The organism is Weissella minor, from assembly GCF_001437425.1.
In the GTDB taxonomy this organism is placed as follows: Bacteria; Bacillota; Bacilli; order Lactobacillales; family Lactobacillaceae; genus Weissella; species Weissella minor.
On record NZ_JQCD01000024.1, the window covers coordinates 21197 to 45676 of the forward strand.

Here is a 24480-nt window from a genome sequence, read left to right on the forward strand (position 1 = left end):
ACACTAAAATAATAGTTAAAAAATAGAAAGAGGCCCATGAATATGTGGAAAAAAGTATTAGCTGTATTAGTTGTAGTTGGTGTTGGAGCCGGACTTGCAATCTGGGGCGCCGGACCAAAAACAATTGCAACATCAGATGAGGGAAATGTAACCGAATCTAAATACTATAAGCAATTAAAGCAAACGCCCGTTGGGCAACAGACGTTAGCTGACATGGTTGTGACAGAAGTCTTAGACAGTGAATATGGTAAGAATGTTTCTAAGAAAGATGTTGATAAGAAATATGATGAAACACGTAAGGAATTAGGCGACCAATTTGAGCAACAATTAGCTCAAACAGGGATGTCAGCTCAAAATTATCGTGATTCAATCAAACTTGATTTATTGAAGCGTGAAGCTGTTAAGGCGAACACCAATTTTTCAAAGGCAAGTCTTGAAAAGATCTATAACGATTACCAACCTAAGACAAGCGCATCTGTAATCTTGCTTGGTAGTGAAGATGATGCCAAAAAGATTATTAAGGAACTTGACGACAAGGATGGCGACTTCAGTAAGCTTGCTAAGAAGTATTCTGGTGATACAGACAGTAAGAAGAATGGTGGTAAGCTAGACGATTTCGATTCAACAAGCACAAAGGTTGATTCGAACGTTAAGAAGGCTGCTTTTGATCTTGAAAATGGTAAGTATTCTGAAAAGCCAGTTAAGGCTGCTTCTAACTCAGGTTACTATGTTGTTAAGCGTAACACGCAAGAAAAGAAGCCTTCATATGATGATATGAAGAATGATTTGAAGAACTTGCGTGTTGATGAAATTATGTCTAATGAAGATGACGTGAATGTGATTATTGGTAAGGAACTTGGTAAGGCAAATGTTAATATCAAGGATCCTGATTTGAAGAATGCATTGGCTAAGTATACACAAGCTGCTGCTTCAGATGCTGCTGATAAGCAAAAGAAGAACGATAAGTAAAATTAATGAAAACCCATAACGCTGGTGATGCCACGTTATGGGTTTTTATTTTTTATGGAAGTGTTGTTCGCTTTATTTATGTCGAAAATGAGAATTAAAATGGTTAAGTTCGTAAAAATAAAGTATAATATCAGATATAAAGTTTTGTAATTCGTGTTTAAAAAGGAGCGCAAATATGCTGGAACGTTATACTAGTCCTGAAATGGCCAAGGTATGGTCACTACAAAATCAATATCAAACATGGTTAGACGTCGAAATTGCAGTTACGGCTGGTTGGGTCGCTGAAGGGCATGTCCCACAAGCTGATTTAGATGCGATTCGGGAGAAGGCTAAATTTGACCCCGAAAGAATTGCTGAAATTGAAAAAGAAACGCGCCATGATGTGGTGGCATTTACACGAAATGTTTCCGAATCATTAGGTGATGAACGTAAATGGATTCACTATGGATTAACGTCAACTGATGTTGTTGATACGGCGCAAGCATTACGTATCAAACAAGCTAATCAATTGATTAAACAAGATTTGGTTGCTTATCGCGACGAATTGGCTAAGCTAGCGCGCCAGTATAAAAATACTGTCATGATGGGTCGTACGCATGGTGTCCATGCAGAGCCAACAACATTTGGTTTAGTAATGGCTCGTTTTTACCAAGCTGCTGTGCGTGATATTGAACGCTTTGATCGCGTCGCTGCTGAAATGGAAACAGGTAAATTATCTGGTGCCGTGGGAACTTTTGCTAATGTGCCACCGCATGTTGAAGAAATTGCCATGGATGAACTTGGTTTAACACCACAACCAATTGGTTCACAAGTGTTGCCACGTGACTTACATGCTGACTATATTTCTACAATTGCCGTGATTGGAACGACTTTGGAAGAATTAGCGACTGAAATCCGTGGATTACAACGTTCAGAAATCCATGAGGTTGAAGAAGGCTTTAAGGGTGGACAAAAAGGTTCATCAGCAATGCCACATAAGCGTAATCCAATTGGTTCAGAAAACATTGTTGGATTATCACGTGTTTTGCGTGGCTATTCTGTGACAGCGATGGAAGATGTTGCATTGTGGCATGAACGAGATATTTCTCATTCAAGTGCAGAACGTATTATCTTGCCTGATGCAACGGCAACGCTTGACTATATGTTACATCGTTTGACTGGTATTTTAGAAAACCTACAAGTTTTCCCAGAAACCATGGAAAAGAACATGCAACGCACCTATGGTTTGATTTATTCACAACGTTTGCTATTAAAGTTAGTGGATAGTGGACTATCACGTGAAACAGCTTATGATACAGTGCAACCTTTGACTGCACGTTCTTGGGACGAGCAATTACAATTCCGTGATTTGGTTGAAGCAGACGCAACAATCAATCAACAACTTTCAAAGGATGAAATTGCAGATGCCTTTGATTATCATTGGCATTTAAAGCATGTGGATGATATCTTTAATCGATTAGGTTTGAACGATTAAAGCGATTACAATCTATGTTAAAATAAAAGAGACATCTTATTGATGTCTCTTTTTTATTAATGATTGCATGTGAATGGTGGTGACCAAGTGTTAAATACAAAAAAATATGATTATTTGGTAGTAGGAGCAGGTCCGTACGGGGCAATTTTTGCACACGAAGCTGCTAAATTAGGAAAACGTGTTTTAGTAATTGAAAAGCGCGATCATGTTGGTGGAAATATGCATACGCATGTTGAGCATGGCGTAACAGTTCATGATTATGGTGCACACATTTTTCATACTGATAACACAGAAATTTGGCAATATATTCAACAATTTGCGGAATTTAATGGTTTTCAAAATCAAGTGATGGCTAACTATAAAGGTGAATTGTATAACCTACCATTTAATATGAATACATTTTATGAGATGTGGGGGACCAAAACGCCAGCTGAAGCGCAAGCCAAGATTGAAGTTCAAAAGCAAGAGGCATTAGGGCAACTTGGTAATCGCACACCGCGTAATTTAGAAGAACAGGCAATTTCTTTAATTGGAACGGATATTTATCAAAAATTAGTTAAAGGTTATACCGAAAAACAATGGGGACGCAAAGCGACGGAACTACCGGCGTTTATTATTAAACGTTTGCCAGTTCGTTTTGTTTACAATAATAATTACTTTAACCACCGCTATCAAGGGATTCCGATTGGCGGCTATACGCAAATTTTTGATCAGTTGCTAGATCACCCGTTGATTGATGTTCAAGTGGGAACAGATTTCTTTAGTCAACGGGACGCCTATTTAGCTGAGTTTGATAAGATTGTTTATACCGGTATGATTGATCAATTCTTTGATTACCAATATGGTGAGTTAGCTTATCGTTCATTAAAGTTTGAAAAAGAAATTATGGATGTTGATAATTATCAAGGCAATGCCGTGATTAATTATACTGATGCTGATACACCTTACACGCGTGTGATGGAGTGGAAACATTTTGATGGTGCGTCTGATGATGGTGTTTCAGTTGTCACACGTGAATATCCACAAGCTTGGAATCGCGAAAAAGAAGCATATTATCCAGTTAATGATGAACAAAATATGGCTTTATATAAACAATATGCACGCTTGGCGCAAGATCTGTCTGGGCAAGTTGTGTTTGGGGGCCGTTTAGGTCAATATCGTTATTATGATATGGATCAAGTCTTTCATGCAGCGTTAAATCTCGTTCGACAAGAATTTAAATTGCCAGCAGATTATCATTTCAGTGAATAACATGCAGCTAGTGAAAACGGATTCATGCGGTGTGTTATAATAGAGTTCAAGTTGTGTAAACAAAGTAAGTGAGGAGCATGAACATGAGTTGGCAAGAAAATTTTGAAGTCTGGCAAGCACGAACTGACTTACCAGAAGATTTGCAAGCTGATATGCAACAATTGGCGCAAGATGATGTTGCAGCTGAGGATGCATTTTATCAACCATTATCATTTGGAACGGCGGGGGTGCGTGGCCTTATGGGCGCTGGAATTAATCGCATGAATATCTATACTGTGCGTCAAGCCACCGAAGGTTTAGCCCGCTTAATGGATGGTCTTGGAGATGATGTTAAGACTCGTGGAGTTGCAATTTCATATGACTCACGTCATCACTCTGCTGAGTTTGCAAAAGAAGCTGCGCAAGTATTAGGTGCGCATCAAATTAAAGCCTATTTGTTTGAGTCGTTGCGTCCAACCCCAGAATTGTCCTATACAGTTCGCCATTTGAACGCATATGCAGGAATTATGATTACGGCATCACATAATCCAAAGGCTTATAATGGCTTCAAAATTTATGGTGAAGATGGTGGACAAATGCCACCAAAGGAATCTGATATTATTACGCAATCCATCCGTGAAGCTGATATGTTTGAAATTCCAGTTGCCAATGCTGATAGCTTAGAAAGCGATGGCTTATTGGCAATGATTGGTGCTGGGATTGACCATGATTATCTAGAAGAAATGAAGGCCGTTACGATTAATCGTGAATTAACCGAAACAGTGGGACAAGATATGAAGCTTGTGTACACGCCTTTACATGGAACGGGTGCGCAAATTGCTGGACCAGCACTTGAAAATGCTGGATTCAAGAATGTCACAATGGTTCCAGAACAACAAGCACCAGATGGGGATTTTCCAACTGTTACTTTGCCAAACCCTGAAGATCATGCAGCATTAGCGATGGGAATTGAATTAGCCGGTAAGATTGGTGCAGATGTTGCGATTGCCGTCGATCCAGATGCCGATCGTATGGGGGTGGCGGTTCGCCAACCAGATGGTAGCTATACATTGCTAACTGGAAACCAGATTGCTGCCGTGATGTTGAACTATATTTTGGTTGCTAAAGCTGATGCCGGAACTTTGCCAGCCAATGGCGCAATTGTTAAATCAATTGTTTCTTCTGAATTTGCAACAGCAATTGCCAAGCATTTTGACATGGAAACAGTGAATGTGTTGACTGGATTTAAGTATATTGCTGAACAAATTCAACTTTATCAAGATACCCACGTGCATGAGTTCTTGTTTGGATTTGAAGAGTCATATGGTTACCTGGTTAAGCCATTTGCCCGTGACAAAGATTCAATCCAAGCAACTGTCCTTTTGGCTGAAGTTGCTGCCTTTTATAAGTCACAAGGCAAGACTTTATATGATGGCTTACAAGAATTGTTTGCCACATATGGTTACTTTGTCGAAGACACACAATCAATGACATTCTCAGGAATTGATGGTGCAGATAAGATGGTCCAGATTATGGCTAACTTCCGTAATGAAACACCAACTAAATTTGGTGGTATTGCAGTCACGCAAACTGAAGATTTTTCAGTGCAAACTGTGACGGATATGCAGACCGGTAATGTGTCAGAATTAGATTTACCAAAAGCAAATGTCTTGAAGTATTGGCTTGAAGACGGTAGCTGGGTAGCGGTTCGTCCTTCAGGAACTGAACCAAAGATGAAATTCTATGTCGGTACTAAGGGTGATACACAAGTAGAAGCTGAGACTGAGTTAACGGCAATTCAAGCAACAATTCAACAATTAATTGCTGATTAATGTAAAAAGACAGTCATTTGACTGTCTTTTTTTGTCTCAAAGCAAAAGGAGATGCGATGGAACAATTATTAGAACATTTGGCAACGGTGGGGCAACGACTTGTGACGGAAAAGCCCTTACCAGGAATGAGTATTGGTTTGGTAACGCCACAAAACCAGCAACAAGCTTGTTATTTAGGTCAAATTGATGACCAGGCCATGCACCCAGTGCAAGCAGAGACGATTTATGATTTAGCATCATTGACGAAATTATATACGGCTTCAGCTTATTTACATCTAGCGCTAGACGAAAAATTTGATTTAGATCAACCGCTAAAAAAGGTGCTGCCCAATTTTAATCATCCCCAAATTACGTTTAAGCAAATTTTAGGTCATAATTCGGGATTGCCTAGTAGTGTACGTAAGACAACTCATTTGACCAAGGCAATGTTAGAAAATGATTTGTATACTCGGGAATTGCTGAATACACCTGGCACAGAAATTCACTACTCTGACGTCGGTTATATGTTATTGGGCAAAGCTTTAAGCAAGGTAATGGGTATGTCATTAGAGCAGGCCATGCAAACACTGGTTATTGCGCCATTACAGTTAAAGGAAACCGGTTATCGTACGAATGCCATGCCTGAGTTTATGGCCATACCAGAAAGTCGTTTTGCTCCAACTGAGATTAATCCGGACCGTGGCGGTGAATTACGGGGAGAAGTGGATGATTTCAAAGCTGAATTATTGGGTGGCGCCGCAGGTCATGCAGGGATTTTTAGTACACAAGCAGATACATTGACGTTCTTAAGTGATTGGTTACGACCAGAAATGGTGGCGTTACTGCGTGAAAGTCGATTTGATTTTCGCACATTAGGTTGGCATTATTGGCGCTTTGGTGGTGAGGATTTTCCATCAGTTGAGCAAGACTGGTTATATCAGACTGGTTTTACGGGTACGATTATGGCGTTGAATTTAAAAACGAATCAAGGGCTTAGCATCTTGAGTAATCGCGTGTATCCCAATCGACAAGTGTATGACTGGTGGCGTGTTGATCGTTATCAAATGCCACAAGCTTTTTTTGCCCAATAAAACATTAAGCTAGATTTGGTTTAAATCCGTTATAGTGTATACTAAATGTATTACTGAACAGAAAAGAGGATTACAATGGGAATTTTTATTATCATCGCCATTATTGCCATCATCGCGATTGTATGGATTAATATTTATAATGGATTAGTTAAATCACGGATGTATACACAAGAATCTTGGAGTCAAATCGATGTACAATTGAAGCGTCGTAATGATTTGATTCCAAATTTGTTGGAAACCGTTAAGGGTTATGCCCGTTTTGAGAAGAGTACCTTGGAAAATGTGATTGCCTTACGTAACCAGATTGCGCAAGTACCTGATGGTGACCATGAAAAGAAGATGGATCTATCAGATCAAATGTCATCAAGCTTGAAGTCAATCTTTGCGGTTGCTGAATCATATCCTGATTTGAAGGCATCGGATCAATACAACAAGTTAATGGAAGAATTAGCAAATACAGAAAACAAAATTGCTTATTCACGCCAATTGTTCAATTCATCAGTTTCAAGTTACAATACGAAATTGCAAACTTTCCCAACTAACATTGTGGCGTCAATTCACAGTTTCAAGCCAGCAGCTTTCCTTGAAACACCGGAAGAAGAAAAGCAAACAACTAAGATTTCATTTGATGATCAAGGTTTATAAGCTTAATTGAGTGAGGTAAAAGATGCTTTTTGATCAAATTGCAAAAAATAAACGAAAGACAGTCGTGCTCTTGTTTGGCTTCTTCTTATTTACAGCAATTGTTGGCGCGGCTTTAGGCTACTTTTTAATGAATAGTTTTCAGGCCGGCATTATCATTGCCGTGCTTGCGGGTGGTATTTATGCATTTTATATGACGACACAATCAACAGATGTTGTGATGTCGATGAATAATGCGCAAGAAATTACAAACGCAGATCAAGCGCCCGAACTTTGGCATATTGTTGAAGACATGGCCCTAGTCGCTAAAGTACCAATGCCACGCGTATTCATTATTAATGATGCAAGTCCAAATGCTTTTGCGACTGGAAATAAGCCTGAAAATGCAGCAGTGGCTGCGACGGTTGGTATTTTACAACAATTGGATCGTGAAGAATTGGAAGGCGTTATGGCGCATGAAATGACGCACGTTCGAAATTACGATATCCGAATTCAAACAATTGCAGTCGCACTGACATCAATGATTACGATGCTTGCTAATTTTGGAACAAGTTTTTGGGGTTGGCGTTCACGTGATCGTGACCAATCAAGTAATGTATTTGGAATCATTTTATCAATTGTTGTGATGATGTTAGCGCCATTGGCTTCAACGATTATCCAATTAGCGATTTCACGAAACCGTGAATTTTTGGCTGATGCCGGCGCCGTTGAGCTAACACGTAATCCACAAGGGCTAATTGATGCTCTGACGAAAATTTCAGGGAGTCAACCGATGTCCGAGGAGAACGTTGCACCAAGTAGCGCAGGCCTATATATTGGTGATCCACTTAAAACACAAAGTCGGATGAGTCATTTATTTGACACGCATCCACCTATGGAAGACCGGATTGCGGCATTACGCAAGATGTAAATTGTTCATAAAAAAGAGTTCAGCAATGAACTCTTTTTTTATATACACAAAAGTGTGTTATACTAGATGCTTGCTGGTTGTCGAAAAGACCAAAAGGAGAAAATGATGAAAAAGAAAGCACCCGTTGTTAAAAATCAAGAATTTGAAGCAACAGTTATTGACTTAACTTATGATGGAAATGGGGTCGTTAAATTTGACGATTTTCCAATTTTCGTAACAAATGCCGTACCTGGCGAAAAAATTATCGTTGGTGTTACAAAAGTAACAACCAATTATGGTTTTGGTCGTGTGGTAAAACGACTTGTTGAATCTGCTGATCGTAATGCTGACATTGACGCAAAGGTTTTGCAATCAGGCGTCGCACCATTGGCACATTTGACTTATGAAGCACAATTAAAGCATAAACAAAAGCAAGTTGCTGATGTATTCAATAAGCAACACGTGGCAGTTAATGTCGCACCAACAGTTGGGATGGATGATCCATGGGGTTATCGTAATAAAGCCCAAATTCCAGTACGCGAAATTAATGGTGAATTAACGACTGGTTTCTACCGTCGTGGTTCACACCGTTTGCAACCAATGGAAGATTTTTATATTCAAGATCCTGAAATTGATAAAGCAATCGTTGTTATCCGTGATATTTTGCGTAAATACCATGTGGCAGCATATGATGAACAAAACCATAAGGGTGTCGTTCGAACAATTATGGTTCGTCGTGGACACTACAGCCATGAAATGATGATTGTTTTGGTAACACGTGCCAAGCGTCTACCAACATCTGAATTTATTATTAATGATATTCGCGAAGCATTACCTGAAGTCGTTTCAATTATTCAAAACGTCAATCAAGAAAAGACCAATGTTATCATGGGTGACCAAAATAAGGTGCTTTGGGGCGAAAAGGCCATCAAGGATACTTTGTTAGGAAAGACTTTTGCGATTGGGCCAAATTCATTCTATCAAGTGAATCCAGCTATGACAGAAGTTTTGTATCAAACAGCAGCAGATAAGGCTGACTTAAAGCCAACCGATGTGGTTATTGACGCTTATTCTGGAATTGGAACAATTTCATTAACGATTGCTGATCGTGTTGAATCTGTGCTGGGGGTTGAAATTGTACCTGAAGCGGTTGATGATGCGAAGCGTAATGCTGACTTAAACGGTATCAAGAATGCCAAGTTTGCCCTAGGTAAGGCGGAAGAGAAGATGAGCCAATGGGCTGCTGAAGGTTTGAAGCCGGATGTTATTTTCTTGGATCCTCCACGTAAGGGATTGACACAAGAATTGGTTGATGCCGCAGTTGAAATGGGACCACAAAAGGTCGTTTACATTAGTTGTAATCCAGCAACTTTGGCTCGTGACGCTGCGTTGTTCGTTGAACAAGGCTATGAAGTCACTGGTGATGTACAACCGATTGATCAGTTCCCACAGACAACCCATGTGGAATCTGTGACTGTGCTTGAACGTAAAGCTTAAAAATCAAAAAAGATAGCTAAGTTGCTGATGAGGGTAGCTTAGCTATTTTTATATTTTGTGCTAATTTACTGAACTAAGCAGGGTTTAAAGCCAGATAAAGCTTATCAATGTTATAATATTAAAGACTATTGACGTATTTAATGGAGGAATATCATGTTGAAATTAGGTGTTATTGGTACAAATTGGATTTCAAAAATGTTTGTCGATGCAGCTGAAGCAACACAAGCATATACTTTAACAAGTGTTTATTCACGACGTGAAGCATCAGGCCGTGAATTTTCAGAAAGTGCTGCAATCTATACAGATTTAGAAGCCTTTTTCACTAGTGGTATTGATGTGGTTTATATTGCTTCTCCAAACAGCTTACATTTTCAGCAAGTCGCACAAGCTATCGAACATGATGTCCAAGTAATTGTTGAAAAATCTGCTTTTTCAAATCCAAAGGAATTTGAAAAGATTTATTCTATTTTGCGTGAACATCCAACGGTGCATTTATTTGAAGCAGCACGTCATATTCATCAAGATAACTTTAAGGCGATTGAAGCACAAGTTGCTGATATGGATGTTATTTCGGGCGCAACGTTTGTTTATGAAAAATATTCATCACGTTTTGACGCATACTTAGCAGGGGAAGAACCCAATGTTTTGACACGTACATTTAGTGCAGGGGCTTTGACCGACCTAGGGGTATATCCAATTTATGCCATTGTAAAGTTGTTTGGTTTACCTGAGGATGTTTACTATTTTGCAACTAAATTAGCAAATGGTGCTGATGGACGTGGGACTGCAATTTTGCGTTATGCCGATTTTGATATCACAGCTCAGTTTGGTAAGATGGCTAATAGCTATCAACGTTCAGAAATTTTGGGTCGTAAAGATACAATTTTGATTGATAATATCGCTGAATTGGGTGATGTGACATACGTGGATGCTGATGGTAAATCTGTTGAAATCAGTACAACTGCACCCGAAAATCCAATGATGGCAGAAGCACAAGTGTTTGCTGATATTATCAATGATCCAGATGCGCATACAGATGAATATGAAGAACTATTTATGTTGAGCCAACGTGTAAATATGGTGCTCACACAGTTAAGACAGTCAGCGGGAATTGAATTCCCAGCTGACCATGCTTAATTCGCAAGTAAGGAGAAAACATGCGATCAGAATTTGAAGAAAAACTTCAAGCCAGTGGTTTTACGGAATTAACGCCCATTCAAAAAGCGGTATATGAACCACTAAAATCAGGTGCATCGATTGATGCTTTGGCCCCGACTGGGACCGGAAAGACATTGGCTTTTACTTGGCCTTTGTTAGAAAATGTTGCAGCCGACGATGGGGAACAGATTCTTGTTTTAGCACCATCACAAGAATTGGCCATGCAAACAACCCATGTGATGCGCGAATGGGCTAGTCTATTGGGCTTTAAAGTTTTGTCATTGACCGGTGGCGCTAATATTAAGAATCAACTTGATCGTTTAAAAAAACATCCAGAGATTTTGGTTGGAACACCAGGTCGTGTCGTTGAATTATTAAATAATGGCAAGCTCAAATTGGGCCGTTTACGTTCATTTGTTTTAGATGAAGCCGATGAATTATTGAAAGATGATACGGCTAAGCAAGTTGATGTCATTTGGGATTATATTGATGATCCTGACATGCAGGTGGCATTATTTGGTGCGACGGAAGTTGATACGACGGTTGCAGCAGGTCTATTTGATCGTGAATTTGAACGTATTGATCAACGTGATGTCCCAATGCCCACGCAAATTCAACATGAATTCTGGTTGACTGCCAGTGACCAACGTAATAAACGCTTGCGTCAATTGGCTTCCCAGAAAAAAATGCAAGCGATGGTATTCTTTAATACCACAAAGCAATTAAAAATGACGGCTAATTTTTTGGCGCATGAACATATTGGTATGGCGACATTAGTCCGTGGTGATTCAAGTTCAACCCGTGAGCGGGCTATGCGTTCGTTCAAAAACGGGGATGCAAAGTTCTTGTTGACGACTGATGTTGGGGCCCGTGGCTTGGATGTACCTGACTTGCCAATTGTGATTAATTTTGACTTACCACGCGATGGTGAAACTTACACGCATCGTTCTGGCCGTACAGGTCGTATGGGTAAAGCTGGGTTAGTGATTACATTTGGAAATGATCATGATGCCCGTGACTTGAAGCGAATGGTTGCAGTTGATATTGAAGTCGTAAAAGGACGTCCACGTTTGCTTGATGGTGAAAAACAAACATCACGTAAATCAAATACACGTTCAGCACGTCCGGCAACTAAAGCAACTGCGCCTAAGCAAAAGCAGGTGCAAGCATCAAGTGAAATTGATGACGCACCTATTGAAAAAGTAAGAAAACAGAAAACAGCTAAGGCCAAGCCAACTGAAACGACCATGTCACGTGAAGATCGTTTTAAGAAAGAAAAGAAGGCTAAGCGTAAGCATAAGAAGGACAAAGGACGTCCGAAAAAGAAAGCATAGAGAAGAGTTACACATTTACAATTGTTAACACATTCACATAGTGCTGTAACTATGTTATATTTAAGGTATTAAAATTAGTTAATGTGTGAGGGTAGCGAGATGAGCGAAGAGAAAGAAAATATGCAAACCGCAGGAAAAGATATTCCGCGCGCGACGGCGAGACGTTTACCAATTTATTATCGATATTTAAAGATTTTATTGGATTCAGGAGTAACCCGTATTTCATCAAATGAATTATCAAAAGCTGTGAAGTTTGATGCAGCCACGATTCGTCGTGATTTTTCATATTTTGGTGCGCTAGGAAAGCGTGGATACGGATATGATGTTAAAGAATTAATGGAATTCTTTGGTGACATCTTAAATCAAGACAATTTAGCATCAGTGGCATTAATTGGGGTTGGTAATTTAGGGCAAGCTTTGTTGAATTTTAACTTCCATCAAAGTTCAAATGCGCGTATTTCTGCTGCTTTTGATGTGAATCCTGAAATTGTGAATACAATTCAGTCAGGTGTGCCGATTTATAGTACAGATGATTTGGAAAAACAAATTCAAGATCAACGCATTGAAGTCGCCATTCTAACTGTGCCAGCTGAAGTCGCGCAACAGACTGCTAAGCGGCTTGCTAATGCAGGCATCCAAGGTATCTTGAATTTTACACCTTTGCGATTAGATGTTCCTAAGGAAGTCCGCGTGCAAAACGTTGATTTGACGAATGAATTACAAATTTTGTTATATTTCATCAATAATTTCGAAAAGGACGAAAATTAATTCGTAAGTGTGTAAAATATGGCGAAAAAAGAACAACGAACGAAAAGTAAACGGCGGTGGTGGTCGACCGTGCTTTATTTTATCTTAATCCTAGTGGCGTTAGGTTTGATCTTTCATAATCAAATAGCTTCTTTTGCCATAAAAACTTTTCAACCTGAGGTCACAACATCATCAGTTAAGAAAAGTGAAGCGAAAAAGAAAGATGCGAATTATGATTGGTCAGCAGTGAATACGCTGACAGCGCAACAAATATTAAAAGCACGTGTCAATGCTGGACAGGTTGATTTTATTGGGTTTGTAACAGTCCCAGAAATTGGTTTGTCTGTGCCGATTGCGAATGGTGTCAGTGATACGATTCTGTCTTTGGGGGCTGGAACCTTAAATGAAGCGCAACAGATGGGGACTGGAAATTATGCCTTAGCTAGCCACTTTATTCAAGGAGATTCTGGAAAAGACATTTTATTCTCACCAATTTACTATAAAGGTAAGGTGGGTCAAAAAATTTATTTGACGGATATGAAGAAAGTATATGAGTATAAAGCAACAGAATATACCACAGTGAAGCCCACTGATGTACAAGTTGCTGATCCAATCCCTGGACGAAAAATGATAACCCTGATAACATGTGATTATACGGCTGAACGTGGCCGTGTTATTTTGCAAGGTGACTTGCAAAAGGAAATGGATTTTGATGATGCACCATCAGATGCATTGAAATCATTTGAACAAGATAATCGTTGGATTAAGTAGAGGAGGATATGATAATGGCAAAGCGTAAGAATAAGCAGAGCAAGGGTCGTTTCTTTGCACTCGTTGGTCTTGGTATGGCTGTTTTTAATTTATATCAAGCACTGCAAGATTATCGTAAAAAGTAATAATAATAAAAAAGCGTGCCAGCTGGCACGCTTTTTTTTATTATTAATTATTGAATGTAGATGAATTCAGCGGCATGACGTGTGATTTGCAATTCACGTTCGTCATTGTGCAAAATAAGTGGGCCATCAAAGGGCAGCCGTTCTTTAACACGCCACTTTGAATTGAGTGGTAAACCAATTGTTTCCACGTAACGTAAAAGCTCTAAATCTTCAGTGAAAGCATGAATAATCACATCATCACCATCTTTAGCATCATATAAATCTTTTAATTGTTCGGGCTCATAATGGTAATTAGAGTCAGGGATTGGTAGGCCTTGCGGACTGTATGCTGGATGCTCAAGGAACTTATCTAGCGCATCCATTAATTGGCCAGTTGCATCATGATCTAGATGGTCAGCATTGTCATGGGCGACAGAAACTGGTAAGTCCAAATCTTTTGCAATAAATGTCTCAAATAAACGATGTGAACGGATTAAACGAATCGCAGTTTCACGTCCAGTCTTAGTCAAAGTGACCCCATAGTAGGGGACAACGTTAACTTCGCCTGTCTCTTGAAGCTTAGTTAGCATATTTGAGACAGATGAGGGCGTAACGTGGAGATGTTCTGCAATTTGATTGTTTGAAATCTTTGTAGATTCATCACCACCACTGAGTTCTAAAATTGTTTGTAAATATTGGGTTTTTGATACTGAATCACTCATAGAATTTCTCTTTCTTATAAACATTAAACTTGTACACTTTTAGTATATCATATATTTACCGTTATTTTTAATTTTCATCGTGGCTAATTATTTTTTATTGCAAAGTGAATAAAAAGGTGTTAAATTAAAAGTGTCCCAAAAGTGAATGTGATTTAGGAGGAAGTTTAATGAATACAATGCTAAATTCAACTAACGTACCGAATATATATGATTTTCTCAAAGAGAATTATGGCTTTAGTCAGCCGGTAGTGATGCAACTAATTGAGAAATTACGGACAGCACCAAATAGTGAAATCTATGTTGGACGGGTGACAGGTAGTTCAATCTATCGGATTGCAGTGGGTGATTTGAATCTACCCTATGTGCTCAAATTTAGAACACCTACGGAACGTGATCGTTTCATGATGTCATTTGAAAAAATTTGTACGGACATGGGAAGGCAGGTAATTAAATCTTATTAATTAGAGGTGCTAATTCTTAAAATGGATAACAATGACTTAATTGGTATATTTTTTAAGGACATGTCACATTCAAATAAGCAGCTAATTATTTTTAGCTGTTTTTTTATTGTTCTTTTAACTTTTTTCATGTATATTAAGTGACAATAAATAAGTAATACTGGGGGATTCAACAAAATGAAGTTAACTTTTAATGATGTTGCACAAGAGAAAATTGCCAAGCATTTACATGATTCAACGAAAATCGTACTGGACTTTGATGATGGAGTTGGACCATTTTCTGATGCTGCAACATGTACGCTTGATTTAGCCTTTCATTTGGTATTTGCGCGTGAAGATCAACTAACAGCTGATTTTGATGAAACCATTGATAGTAATCTAGGTGCTGTCTATGTTAAGGGATATTCAATGCAACAAATGGATGAAAATATGACTTTGAGCGTTGATAAGTACTTAAACATTAGTCTAAAGGGTGATGGTGGTGCACTTGATGACCACGTTATTCTAATGGATGTACAAGATAAATAATTCAGCAAACGCACTGCCTGAAGGGTGGTGCGTTTTTGTTATACACTTATTTAAAATAAGCGTATAATAGGATTGAAAAGAGGGGTGATGACATGGATTTAGAATTTTCAGATGATGTTATGATGCGGATAAAAAAGCATCTGAACGCAGATACAGTGGTCGTTTTGGATTTTGATGATGGGGTTGGTCCGTTCTCAAAGGTCGGTATTTGTTCTTTAGATACGGCTTTTAAATTGGTCTTAACGACTAAAGCGGCTGCGACACCTGAGTTTGATGCGGAAATTGAAAGTAATCTGGGGCAAGTCTTGATTAAAGATTATTCTAAAGAGCAATTAGATCAGCAGATGACAGTAATACAAGATGATAACTTAAATTTAGTCCTAAAAGGCGCTGGTGGCATTTTGGATGGACATATGCAAATGATTGATTTACAAAATAAATAACACTAAAAAAGGACACAATCGCTTTAGATTGTGTCCTTTTGATAATCATCAATTTAGTTGTTAAAGACTTCAGCACGCATCCGTTCAAGACTAGGATTGTTTAAAATCAAATATAATAATCCCGTTTCTATTGGCAAGAAAACAAGTTGTTTGATTAAACGAGCTGTAAAGACAGTCTTTAGTGCGTTGGGATTGTTCCAAAGATTTTGAAGGGTTGCCACCCAAACCGTGTTTAAGAACAAATTAACGATAATAATGACTAGACCCGTTACAATGAGGATTCGCATTAGACTTAGCTGCTTATGTTGATAAAAGCCAACTCCATAGATTAAGGCACCAACAATGGCTGAAAATGCAAAACCAGGGAAGTAAGCATAGGCACTTGATAAGTTGCTTAGAAAATCGCTGATAAACGCGACAAACATCCCCCAGATGGGCCCATACCACTTACCAATAAGGGCGGCAGCAATGAATGAAAAGCCGAATTTAAGTGTATCCGGACCGAAAGTAAAGCGACTTAAGATGATTAGCAAGGCCGTTAATAGGCCCAATAAAGCTAATTGCTTTGTGTTAAGACGCGGGAAAAAAGACTCTAATGTTTTCATGTTGAAAACACCTCCTAATAATAGTGGAGGGTTTCACTAGTAACAGTGAATGTGGTAATAACATCGCGAAGTATATACTCCTTCGTTTGTGGCTCACATTCCGTTTCCACAACACTTGACGCGTTAAAACCTACCCTGTGTGACAAAACAACAGTCTTGAGTATAGCACGTTTCATACTAATTCGTAAAAAAACTATAAAAAGTTTAATTTAGTAAAATCAATAGGTAAAACATTTCAGTTGAATATGGTAAACTAGAAAAAAGTTGTGAAAAATTTTTCAAAACGTAAAAAAATAAAACCAATGAGTGAGGGTGCAACATGCGAATTTACATTCCTGCGACTTTGGCAAATTTTGGTCCCGGAGTTCAATCAATCGGATTTCCATTAAATGTCGGAGTCACAATTGAAGTGGGCGAAGAGACGGAACAGTGGCGTGTGCAACACCCTTTTGCCGATAGGCTAACACATGATGAAACCAATTATGTCGTTCAAATTGCAATGAACCTGGCGCCGAATATTAAACCCCATGCGTTGACAATTACCTCAACGTTGCCTACAACTAAAGGTCTTGGTTGGCAAGATGCTTTAATTTTAGGTGGGATTGAATTAGGAAATCAGCTTGGTCAATTGGCATTAGATGATTTTACAAAATTAACTTTGGCGGCGCGGACAGCGAAACAGCCGGCACATGTTGCGGCGGCTTTATTAGGACAACCGGCAGTGAGTTATTTACAGGCTGGTGATGTTTATGCCAGTGGCTTTGTCTGCCCAACATATGCTGGAATGCTGTATATTCCAGATGAAATTGAAGCAATCAGCTTTGGGAATCCTGAAACAATTGACTATGACCAAGGCGTTGCAGCAGCAGCCGGCGGAAATATGTTAATGGCAGCTTGGCAGAATCAACAAGTTGAATTAGCGGGTCAACTATTAGAAAATGATCGCTTGCAGCAGATGTTTACAAAAGATAATCATGCCTTACAGGCCATTCGACAAGCGGCGCATGCTTTAGATATTTATGGAACGGTCTTGGTTGAACAAGGGCCAATTATTGCAACATTATTACCGCAAGCACAAGTGCAGGATTTCAAGGATGTGTTGGCATACGTTGAGTTACCAGGTCATTTTGAAGAAATCGAAATGACAGACACAGGATTATCGGTAGGAGAGTAGGTAGAAAAATGAAAAAAGCTTCAATTAAAGATGTTGCGCGCACAGCGGACGTCTCAATTGCAACCGTTTCTCAAATTTTAAATAATAAGGGAGAACGTTTTTCGCAAGCAACACGAGATCGTGTTTTTGAAGCACGTGACGCTGTGGGTTATGTGCCCAATGCCAATGCACGCAGTTTAAAAAAGCGTGATTATACATTAATTGGGGTGATTGTACCGACTTTGAAATTGCCATATTTCGGCGCTTTTGTACAAAGTTTACGTGATGATCTGCCTGAAAACGTGTCTCTGTCAATTATGTCAGGAGAACGGGAAGCTGCAGATGAAGCCGTAGATCGATTAGTTGAAGCGGGGGCGAGCGGAATTATTATCGTGAGTCAATTGGCAGAACCAGAGACTGTGGCACAGACCTTGAAACAACGACATATTGCCATGGTGGTAACGGAAAATCATGCTAATTTGAAAGATGCCGATGCTGTTTTCTCAAAGGATCGTATGGGTGGTCGCTTAGCAGCCGAACATTTAATTGCGCAAGGCCATGAACGGGTCGTATTACTGGGAAATCAAGTGTTTACTGACAATTTAACTTATCGTGCCGAATCATTTAAGGAAACCATGCTCGAGGCCGGGGTTAAAGTCAGTGAAATTACAACGCACAATCTGTCTAAGCAATCTGGCCAAGCGGCTGCAATGGCAGTTTCTATTTCTAAGGCCACAGCCGCTTTTGCCCTAAATGATGATTTGGCAATTGGGCTAATTTCAGGTTTAGCTAAATTAAATTGGCGAGTACCTGACGATGTTTCAGTTGTTGGTTTTGATGACACTGAGTATGCAGCATTTTATCAACCAGGCTTAACCACGGTTCACCAAAATGTGAGTTTGTTAGCCCAAACATCACTTAACTTTTTGATGCAACGGATTGAAAATTTTCAAATGGCACGCCAAGACATTGCCATTGATGTCGATCTAATTGAACGTGCATCAACACGTTCTCTAAAATAAAAATTTAATTGGGAGGTATTGATGATGGCAAGTATTCGTCAAGACCATCCAGAATTTGTATTTTTAACGTTAGAAGAACAATTAACGCAACTAGCAAAGGATGGGTGGCACCAAGGAGCAGTAAAGCTCTATCAAGACGCGATTATGCGTGTGTTGGAGATGGATTTGATGGATCCACAAGCAAGCCAAATGCGACTTTGGTATGATGCCCATCGCGTAGGTTCTGAACTATTTCATAAGATGCTGGTAGCGGAGTATCGACCTAGTCAACGGAATGCGACCGAACGCATCGCTGTTTTGGAAAATGTATTAGGCTTTCAAGTGGATGTCGATAATTTTGTTCAAATGACGCGATTAGGTTTTTGGTCTGAACGGAATCATACACCGTTGTTGTATTATTTGCATATTGACGACACCAAACATTTACGGAACTATGTTAATTTTGCAGGGGATGTTGCACGATTAATGTATGCTAAATACCAAGTGCGTCAAGAGCGCTTTTTTGGACGTCCATCAATGAGTATGTTGTCCGATGTGATTGATCATCAATTGCGCTATTATTTGGGCAAACCAATGATCGATTTTGTGCGTAAGCAACAATTAACGAAAAGTAACTTTATTGGCCTAATTCATGATGTTTGTGGTCGACGCGTGCGCTATCCAGATGCCCAATATCATAATCGTGGTGTTGCGGATGCGTCTAATATCAAAGTGGTCTTGCATGATTATCATCTTGAATTTATTTTTGATAAACAAGATCATTTGATTTCTTTATGGAATGCGTTGGAGCAACATCATCAGATAGAAGATGACGGGTCCGTTCGTTTTAATCAAGATGCGACACAATATACGCTGTTAGAATTACAGGCCATTGCCAATACAGAATCATTTAATTATGCAAACCATGGTGGTAAAGTTCATGATTTACTAGATGGCGAACCTGCAACGCGTGGTCGAAATTTTGAGCCATATTTAAGAGATTATGCGAAGCGTCAATTTTAAATGAATTGTTTCTGAGAAAAATTTGAAAAGCATACACAAACAGAACAAAAATGTGTATACTAATGATTAACGGTATAAATACCGTACGATTTTATTTGTTGAAAATATAATTGTACGGATGTAGCGAATATCCAGAGAGATATGTCAATTGACCTGTGAGTCAAGAAGGAGCCAAACATGCAAAATGTAAAACCAGCACTTGCTGAGCAACACAACACACAATTAGCTAAGATTTTACCTTCACCAATTCGTGTGATTGATGCAGAATTTTCAGAAATCCCAAATTTGATTAAGTTAACTTTGGGTGAGCCTGATTTTGCTGTACCAGAGCACATTAAAGAAGCAGCTAAGCGTGATATTGATTCAGATGATTCTCATTATGCGGCACCAGCCGGTCATCTTGAATTACGTGAAGCAATCAGTGATTACTTGGTTAATCGCTTTGACACGCCTCGTTATGAACCAAACGGGGAAGTTGCAGTGACTGTCGGCGCATCTGAAGCATTGTATGCAACAATGGGTGGGCTCTTTAACCCAGGTGATAAGATTATTATCCCAACCCCATCATTCCCAATGTACGATGCGATTGCTAAAATTTTGAGTCTTGAAATTATCGAATTGAGCACAGCTCCTGATTACCGTCTAACGCCAGAAAAATTAGCACCTGTTTTGGAAGCCCATCCAGATGCTAAGGGGATTTTGTTGAATTACCCTTCAAATCCAACTGGTGTGACTTATGATGCAGCTGAAGTGCAAGCATTGGCCGATTTGTTAGGACAACATGATTTGGTTGTGATTTCAGATGAAATTTATGCTGAATTAGTTTATGATGCACCACACACATCAATGGCTAAGTTATTGCCAGAGCAAACGATTTTGGTTAGCGGTCTTTCTAAGTCACATGCCATGACGGGTTACCGCATTGGATACGTTGCTGGACCACAAGCTTTGTTGCAACACGTTACGAAGATGCACCAATTCTTAGTGACAACAGCACCAGGACCAATGATGGCGGCAGCCATTGAAGCTTTGAAGCATGGATTACAAGATGCAGAAGAGATGCGTGATGCTTATCAAGCACGTCGTGATTTGGTATTAACAGGATTAGAAGCAGCTGGGTTTGAAGTTGCACGTCCTAGCGGTGCCTTTTATATCTTTGCAAAAATTCCGGCTTCAATTGAAATGGATGATTTGGCATTTGTGCGTGACATGGCTGAAAAGGCTTTGGTCGGTGTTGCGCCCGGATCAATTTTCGGTGCCGGTGGTGAAGGGAACATTCGTCTATCTTATGCTGCTTCAACTGAAGATTTAGAAGAATCAGTTCGTCGGATTCAAGCATATATGGCTGATAAATTGAATTAATTAAATGAATGGTAAACAGTTCGGTGCTTGGCATCGAACTTTTTTTATTAGCTATATGTTAAATATTGAGCAAAGTTAAGCTTGGTTTAACATGCGATTGACATTACGCATGCTATAATAATTGCAAGTTATAAAAAGTAGAGGAGACGCATAATGAGTAATAGTGAATTTGTACAACCATTGAGCGATATGGTTTTAAACATGCCAGAAGATCATCTGACAGAATTTCAAAAGATGGTAAGTGGCATTCCGGATTTAGTTCGTTTGACTTTTGGAGAACCTGGTTTTGATACAGATGCAGCCGTGAAGCAACAAATGATTGAATCAATTGAAACTAATCAGTCGCATTATGCTGAATCACAGGGAGATTCAAAATTACGCGAAGCTGCCTTGGCCTATTTTAATGATAAGTATGATTTGCAATATGATGATATTTCAGACATCATCATCACTGCTGGGGTCTCAGAAGGAATTAATGTTGTGCTAATGACATTATTGAATCCCGGTGATGGTTTGATTCTACCTGAACCGGTTTACTCGGCTTATTATGGAGCTTTGGAAGTTGCGCGTGGGACAAAGGTAACGCTTGATACTCGTGAGGATGGCTTTAAAGTGACACCAGCTAGTGTTGAGAGGGCCATTGCAGAGGCGACAGTTCCGGTTAAGGCGATTTTACTAAATTACCCTAATAATCCAACCGGTGTGACTTATACGCAAGCCGAATTAGAAGACTTGGCAGTTGTCTTTAAAAAGCATCATTTATGGGTGATTTCAGATGAAATTTACTCTGAGTTAACCTATGATCAACCACATATTTCATTAGGAACAATCTTGCCAGAGCAAACGATTGTTTTGAACGGACTGTCAAAATCACATGCGATGACGGGTTATCGCATTGGATTTATTCTTGGACCACATGCCTTTATTCAAAAAGCACAAATGATTCATGAAACACTGACTTTCTCATTACCAAAGGTGATCCAAGATGGCGCAACTGCAGCGTTAACATTAGCTGCCGATGCACCATTGGCCATGAAACAAGCATATCAACGTCGTCGTGATTGGTTGATTCCAAAGCTTGAAGCAATGGGATTTGAAGTGATGGAACCAGCTGGAACTTTTTATGCGTTTGCCAAAGTTCCAGCGCAATTTAATGGCGACGGGGATGCATTTGCCAAAGACCTTGCATTCAACGGAAAAGTCGCTGTTATTCCTGGAAGTGCCTTTTCAAGCACAACTAAAGATTATATTCGCATTTCATATGCTGCTTCTGATGATAATTTACATGAAGCCATTGAGCGGATGCAGGCATATTTTGCTAAAATGAATTAATCGATAATTTGTAGGGGATAGGAAATGATGAATGAACAGTCTCAAAAAAGCCGGCATCTAGTTTTGACGGCGCTCTTTATGGCGATTATTTTGGTGCAGTCGTTAGTTCCGTGGTTAGGAACGCTACCAATTGGTGCCTTCTTCTTGGGTGCATCAGTTACAATTATTACATTTACAGTTGCAATTGGTGCGCTGGTACTTGGTCCTAAAACCGGGGCGTTGTTAGGGGCAGTGTGGGCAGCCTATTCATGTTGGCATGCTTGGACGTCAGTTCCAAGTATTGGTGCCTTGATGTTTCGTAATCCATTAACTGCTTTTTTGCCACGAATGGCGGTTGGCTTTTTGATTGGCTTTTTGTATTGGCATTATGTCCGTAATAAGGATTGGAAGCAGCAACGTTGGTATTTAGCTGGTTTAGGCGGCTTAGCGGCCTTTATCAACACAGCCTTAGTGCTTGCAATTACTTGGATTAGTTTTACGGTCATGGATACCTCATTTACTGGGATTCCAAATACTGGTTTGGCGCAATGGTTAATTACCACAATCGCTGGGTCAAATGGTATTTTTGAAATTATTGCTGGTGCTATTATTGTGCCACTTATTGGTATTCCAGTATTGAAAAGTGCGGATAAAAATAATTTATTACATTAACGCGATAGAAGCTTCCGATAAAAAGGAAGCTTCTTTTTGTTTAGATTCGTTCTAAATTAGTTGACTTAAGAATCATTCTAAGTTAGAATAAATCTAAATAAAGCAGGAGGATGAGTTGAGATGGCACAGAGTTTAGCAGAAAAAAATAATTTAATTCGTGCAGCAGTGATGGGGGCCAATGATGGTATTTTGTCAGTTTCAGGGATTGTTATTGGTGTTGCGGGGGCGACGATTGATTCGTTTGCAATCTTTATTGCCGGATTTGCTGGCGCGTTAGCGGGTACCGTTTCGATGGCCATGGGTGAATATGTTTCTGTTCACTCACAAAATGATGCCCAAATTCGGGCTGAACACGAGCAGGCGCAGGCCCTCAAAACCCATTATGATGATGAAGTTAATTTTGTGATTAAAAAGTATGAGGGCTTAGGGATTGATCATCAACTAGCGACGCAGGCAACTCACGAAATGATGGCCGACAACGCATTGGAAACATCTGTTCGTGAACGACATGGATTTACTTTACATCATGAAGTTTCAGCATTTGGTGCTGCAACGGCATCGATGATTGCCTTTCCCTTGGGATCAATTTTACCAATGGTAACAATTGTTAATTTGGCACCTAAGATTCGCATCATTGGGACGGGGCTAGCGGTGTTAGTTGCTTTGGCAATCACAGGTTATATTGCAGCACAATTTTCCGGTGTTAACCGATACAAAGGCACTTTACGTAATGTGATGGCTGGTTTGTTTACGATGATGATTACCTTTTTTATTGGTAAATTGATGGGACGGTAGGCGAAAAAATGAAACATGAACAACAAATGACGATGGAAGAAAAGTTAAATGCGGTAAGAGCAGGTGTGCTTGGTTCCAATGATGGTATTTTAACGGTTGTTGGTGTCATCTTCTCAGTGGGAGCCGCAACAACAAACCACTTTACAATTCTAATTGCAGCGGTGGCCGATTTATTTGCATGTGCGTTATCAATGGCTTCAGGTGAATATGCATCCGTTAGTGCCCAAGCTGATTCTGAAAAAGTCATTGTGGCCAAAGAACAGCAACGTGTGCAGCAAAATCCCCAAACTGTAATGACAGATATCCAAGATTTCTTTATTAAGCGTGGCGTAACAATGCAAACTTCTGCTGCAATTGCAGCAGATTTGATGCAAAAGGCCCCTTTGGAGACAATCCTAAAAACAAAATATGGCATTCAACTAGGTCACTATGTGAATCCTTGGGAAGCGGCGCTGGCTTCAATGGTGAGTGCAACGGCAGGCGGTATCTTCCCGCTACTTGCAATTTGGTTGAGCCCAGACAATATTAAATATCTCGTTACGATTTTGGCAACGGTTTTGGCAGTTGCATTAACCGGTGCGTTGAGTGCTTATCTGGGACATGGTTTTCCTAAAAAGGCTATTTGGCGTAATATTTTATTGGGGATTTTAACGATTATGATTCACTATGCCATTGGAAAATTATTTTAAA

General features: G+C 39.6%; 25 protein-coding genes and 1 riboswitch. Of the genes, 23 read left to right on the top strand and 2 right to left on the bottom strand.

Annotation, left to right across the window (positions count from 1 at the left end; translation table 11 throughout):
• Positions 1–42: 42 nt before the first annotated feature.
• The 12 genes from IV67_RS03570 (at position 43) to IV67_RS03625 (ending at position 13613) form a co-directional block, all read left to right on the top strand.
• Entirely contained in the window at positions 43–969 is a 927-nt protein-coding gene (locus IV67_RS03570) for a peptidylprolyl isomerase (protein WP_057787193.1), read from the top strand.
• 175 nt (positions 970–1144) lie between these two features.
• A complete protein-coding gene (gene purB / locus IV67_RS03575) occupies positions 1145–2443 on the top strand; it encodes an adenylosuccinate lyase (protein ID WP_057787194.1) in 1299 nt (432 codons plus the stop codon).
• 87 nt (positions 2444–2530) lie between these two features.
• The gene (gene glf, locus IV67_RS03580; RefSeq protein ID WP_057788239.1) at positions 2531–3694 is read left to right on the top strand and encodes a UDP-galactopyranose mutase; all 1164 of its coding nucleotides are present in this window, start codon (positions 2531–2533) and stop codon (positions 3692–3694) included.
• Between the two features lie 83 nt (positions 3695–3777).
• On the top strand, positions 3778–5505 hold the full coding sequence (locus IV67_RS03585; RefSeq protein ID WP_057787196.1) for a phospho-sugar mutase: 1728 nt from the start codon (positions 3778–3780) through the stop codon (positions 5503–5505).
• A gap of 56 nt (positions 5506–5561) precedes the next feature.
• Positions 5562–6575, top strand: coding sequence for a serine hydrolase domain-containing protein (locus tag IV67_RS03590; RefSeq protein ID WP_057787198.1), 1014 nt, complete (start codon positions 5562–5564; stop codon positions 6573–6575).
• Positions 6576–6650: 75 nt separating this feature from the next.
• Positions 6651–7220, top strand: coding sequence for a LemA family protein (locus tag IV67_RS03595; RefSeq protein WP_057787200.1), 570 nt, complete (start codon positions 6651–6653; stop codon positions 7218–7220).
• A 22-nt stretch (positions 7221–7242) separates the two neighbouring features.
• The gene (htpX, locus tag IV67_RS03600) at positions 7243–8127 is read left to right on the top strand and encodes a zinc metalloprotease HtpX (protein ID WP_057787202.1); all 885 of its coding nucleotides are present in this window, start codon (positions 7243–7245) and stop codon (positions 8125–8127) included.
• A gap of 105 nt (positions 8128–8232) precedes the next feature.
• Complete coding sequence (rlmD, locus tag IV67_RS03605) at positions 8233–9603, top strand: 23S rRNA (uracil(1939)-C(5))-methyltransferase RlmD (protein WP_057787205.1); 1371 nt, start codon at positions 8233–8235, stop codon at positions 9601–9603.
• Between the two features lie 153 nt (positions 9604–9756).
• A complete protein-coding gene (locus IV67_RS03610) occupies positions 9757–10740 on the top strand; it encodes a Gfo/Idh/MocA family protein (protein WP_057787207.1) in 984 nt (327 codons plus the stop codon).
• 20 nt (positions 10741–10760) lie between these two features.
• Positions 10761–12095, top strand: coding sequence for a DEAD/DEAH box helicase (locus IV67_RS03615; protein WP_057787209.1), 1335 nt, complete (start codon positions 10761–10763; stop codon positions 12093–12095).
• Positions 12096–12194: 99 nt separating this feature from the next.
• Positions 12195–12863, top strand: a complete 669-nt coding sequence (locus IV67_RS03620; RefSeq protein WP_057787211.1) for a redox-sensing transcriptional repressor Rex — start codon at positions 12195–12197, stop codon at positions 12861–12863.
• An 18-nt stretch (positions 12864–12881) separates the two neighbouring features.
• A complete protein-coding gene (locus IV67_RS03625; RefSeq protein WP_057787213.1) occupies positions 12882–13613 on the top strand; it encodes a class A sortase in 732 nt (243 codons plus the stop codon).
• A 172-nt stretch (positions 13614–13785) separates the two neighbouring features.
• Here the strand turns inward: IV67_RS03625 and IV67_RS03630 are convergent, their stop codons facing one another.
• Positions 13786–14439, bottom strand: a complete 654-nt coding sequence (locus IV67_RS03630) for a metal-dependent transcriptional regulator (protein WP_057787215.1) — start codon at positions 14437–14439, stop codon at positions 13786–13788.
• A gap of 167 nt (positions 14440–14606) precedes the next feature.
• On the opposite strand from IV67_RS03630, the gene IV67_RS03635 reads away from it, so the two are divergent.
• The 3 genes from IV67_RS03635 (at position 14607) to IV67_RS03645 (ending at position 15868) form a co-directional block, all read left to right on the top strand.
• Positions 14607–14900: a hypothetical protein gene (locus IV67_RS03635; RefSeq protein WP_057787216.1), complete on the top strand. Its 294-nt coding sequence runs from the start codon at positions 14607–14609 to the stop codon at positions 14898–14900.
• 174 nt (positions 14901–15074) lie between these two features.
• On the top strand, positions 15075–15425 hold the full coding sequence (locus IV67_RS03640) for an iron-sulfur cluster biosynthesis family protein (protein WP_057787218.1): 351 nt from the start codon (positions 15075–15077) through the stop codon (positions 15423–15425).
• A gap of 92 nt (positions 15426–15517) precedes the next feature.
• The gene (locus IV67_RS03645; protein ID WP_057787220.1) at positions 15518–15868 is read left to right on the top strand and encodes an iron-sulfur cluster biosynthesis family protein; all 351 of its coding nucleotides are present in this window, start codon (positions 15518–15520) and stop codon (positions 15866–15868) included.
• Positions 15869–15921: 53 nt separating this feature from the next.
• Here the strand turns inward: IV67_RS03645 and IV67_RS03650 are convergent, their stop codons facing one another.
• Positions 15922–16473, bottom strand: coding sequence for a folate family ECF transporter S component (locus IV67_RS03650; RefSeq protein WP_057787222.1), 552 nt, complete (start codon positions 16471–16473; stop codon positions 15922–15924).
• A 41-nt stretch (positions 16474–16514) separates the two neighbouring features.
• A riboswitch (THF riboswitch) is annotated at positions 16515–16613 on the bottom strand.
• A 179-nt stretch (positions 16614–16792) separates the two neighbouring features.
• On the opposite strand from IV67_RS03650, the gene IV67_RS03655 reads away from it, so the two are divergent.
• The 8 genes from IV67_RS03655 (at position 16793) to IV67_RS03690 (ending at position 24479) form a co-directional block, all read left to right on the top strand.
• Complete coding sequence (locus tag IV67_RS03655) at positions 16793–17647, top strand: homoserine kinase (protein ID WP_057787224.1); 855 nt, start codon at positions 16793–16795, stop codon at positions 17645–17647.
• A gap of 8 nt (positions 17648–17655) precedes the next feature.
• On the top strand, positions 17656–18648 hold the full coding sequence (locus IV67_RS03660; protein WP_057787226.1) for a LacI family DNA-binding transcriptional regulator: 993 nt from the start codon (positions 17656–17658) through the stop codon (positions 18646–18648).
• A gap of 24 nt (positions 18649–18672) precedes the next feature.
• Positions 18673–19650 (top strand): DUF3114 domain-containing protein, encoded by a 978-nt coding sequence (locus tag IV67_RS03665; RefSeq protein WP_236698248.1) that lies wholly within the window; start codon positions 18673–18675, stop codon positions 19648–19650.
• A gap of 177 nt (positions 19651–19827) precedes the next feature.
• Positions 19828–21012: an aminotransferase class I/II-fold pyridoxal phosphate-dependent enzyme gene (locus tag IV67_RS03670; RefSeq protein WP_057787230.1), complete on the top strand. Its 1185-nt coding sequence runs from the start codon at positions 19828–19830 to the stop codon at positions 21010–21012.
• 153 nt (positions 21013–21165) lie between these two features.
• Positions 21166–22344, top strand: coding sequence for an aminotransferase class I/II-fold pyridoxal phosphate-dependent enzyme (locus tag IV67_RS03675; RefSeq protein ID WP_057787233.1), 1179 nt, complete (start codon positions 21166–21168; stop codon positions 22342–22344).
• Positions 22345–22371: 27 nt separating this feature from the next.
• Entirely contained in the window at positions 22372–22995 is a 624-nt protein-coding gene (locus IV67_RS03680) for an ECF transporter S component (protein WP_057788241.1), read from the top strand.
• A gap of 120 nt (positions 22996–23115) precedes the next feature.
• Complete coding sequence (locus IV67_RS03685) at positions 23116–23790, top strand: VIT1/CCC1 transporter family protein (protein WP_057787235.1); 675 nt, start codon at positions 23116–23118, stop codon at positions 23788–23790.
• Positions 23791–23798: 8 nt separating this feature from the next.
• The gene (locus IV67_RS03690) at positions 23799–24479 is read left to right on the top strand and encodes a VIT1/CCC1 transporter family protein (RefSeq protein ID WP_083486661.1); all 681 of its coding nucleotides are present in this window, start codon (positions 23799–23801) and stop codon (positions 24477–24479) included.
• Position 24480 lies beyond the last annotated feature (1 nt).

Coding starts and splice junctions, on each gene's coding strand:
- IV67_RS03570 (WP_057787193.1), top strand. CDS start 43: ATGTGGAAAAAAGTATTAGCTGTATTAGTTGTAGTTGGTGTTGGAGCC.
- purB (WP_057787194.1), top strand. CDS start 1,145: ATGCTGGAACGTTATACTAGTCCTGAAATGGCCAAGGTATGGTCACTA.
- IV67_RS03585 (WP_057787196.1), top strand. CDS start 3,778: ATGAGTTGGCAAGAAAATTTTGAAGTCTGGCAAGCACGAACTGACTTA.
- IV67_RS03590 (WP_057787198.1), top strand. CDS start 5,562: ATGGAACAATTATTAGAACATTTGGCAACGGTGGGGCAACGACTTGTG.
- IV67_RS03595 (WP_057787200.1), top strand. CDS start 6,651: ATGGGAATTTTTATTATCATCGCCATTATTGCCATCATCGCGATTGTA.
- htpX (WP_057787202.1), top strand. CDS start 7,243: ATGCTTTTTGATCAAATTGCAAAAAATAAACGAAAGACAGTCGTGCTC.
- rlmD (WP_057787205.1), top strand. CDS start 8,233: ATGAAAAAGAAAGCACCCGTTGTTAAAAATCAAGAATTTGAAGCAACA.
- IV67_RS03610 (WP_057787207.1), top strand. CDS start 9,757: ATGTTGAAATTAGGTGTTATTGGTACAAATTGGATTTCAAAAATGTTT.
- IV67_RS03615 (WP_057787209.1), top strand. CDS start 10,761: ATGCGATCAGAATTTGAAGAAAAACTTCAAGCCAGTGGTTTTACGGAA.
- IV67_RS03620 (WP_057787211.1), top strand. CDS start 12,195: ATGAGCGAAGAGAAAGAAAATATGCAAACCGCAGGAAAAGATATTCCG.
- IV67_RS03625 (WP_057787213.1), top strand. CDS start 12,882: ATGGCGAAAAAAGAACAACGAACGAAAAGTAAACGGCGGTGGTGGTCG.
- IV67_RS03630 (WP_057787215.1), bottom strand. CDS start 14,439: ATGAGTGATTCAGTATCAAAAACCCAATATTTACAAACAATTTTAGAA.
- IV67_RS03635 (WP_057787216.1), top strand. CDS start 14,607: ATGAATACAATGCTAAATTCAACTAACGTACCGAATATATATGATTTT.
- IV67_RS03640 (WP_057787218.1), top strand. CDS start 15,075: ATGAAGTTAACTTTTAATGATGTTGCACAAGAGAAAATTGCCAAGCAT.
- IV67_RS03645 (WP_057787220.1), top strand. CDS start 15,518: ATGGATTTAGAATTTTCAGATGATGTTATGATGCGGATAAAAAAGCAT.
- IV67_RS03650 (WP_057787222.1), bottom strand. CDS start 16,473: ATGAAAACATTAGAGTCTTTTTTCCCGCGTCTTAACACAAAGCAATTA.
- IV67_RS03655 (WP_057787224.1), top strand. CDS start 16,793: ATGCGAATTTACATTCCTGCGACTTTGGCAAATTTTGGTCCCGGAGTT.
- IV67_RS03660 (WP_057787226.1), top strand. CDS start 17,656: ATGAAAAAAGCTTCAATTAAAGATGTTGCGCGCACAGCGGACGTCTCA.
- IV67_RS03665 (WP_236698248.1), top strand. CDS start 18,673: ATGGCAAGTATTCGTCAAGACCATCCAGAATTTGTATTTTTAACGTTA.
- IV67_RS03670 (WP_057787230.1), top strand. CDS start 19,828: ATGCAAAATGTAAAACCAGCACTTGCTGAGCAACACAACACACAATTA.
- IV67_RS03675 (WP_057787233.1), top strand. CDS start 21,166: ATGAGTAATAGTGAATTTGTACAACCATTGAGCGATATGGTTTTAAAC.
- IV67_RS03680 (WP_057788241.1), top strand. CDS start 22,372: ATGAATGAACAGTCTCAAAAAAGCCGGCATCTAGTTTTGACGGCGCTC.
- IV67_RS03685 (WP_057787235.1), top strand. CDS start 23,116: ATGGCACAGAGTTTAGCAGAAAAAAATAATTTAATTCGTGCAGCAGTG.
- IV67_RS03690 (WP_083486661.1), top strand. CDS start 23,799: ATGAAACATGAACAACAAATGACGATGGAAGAAAAGTTAAATGCGGTA.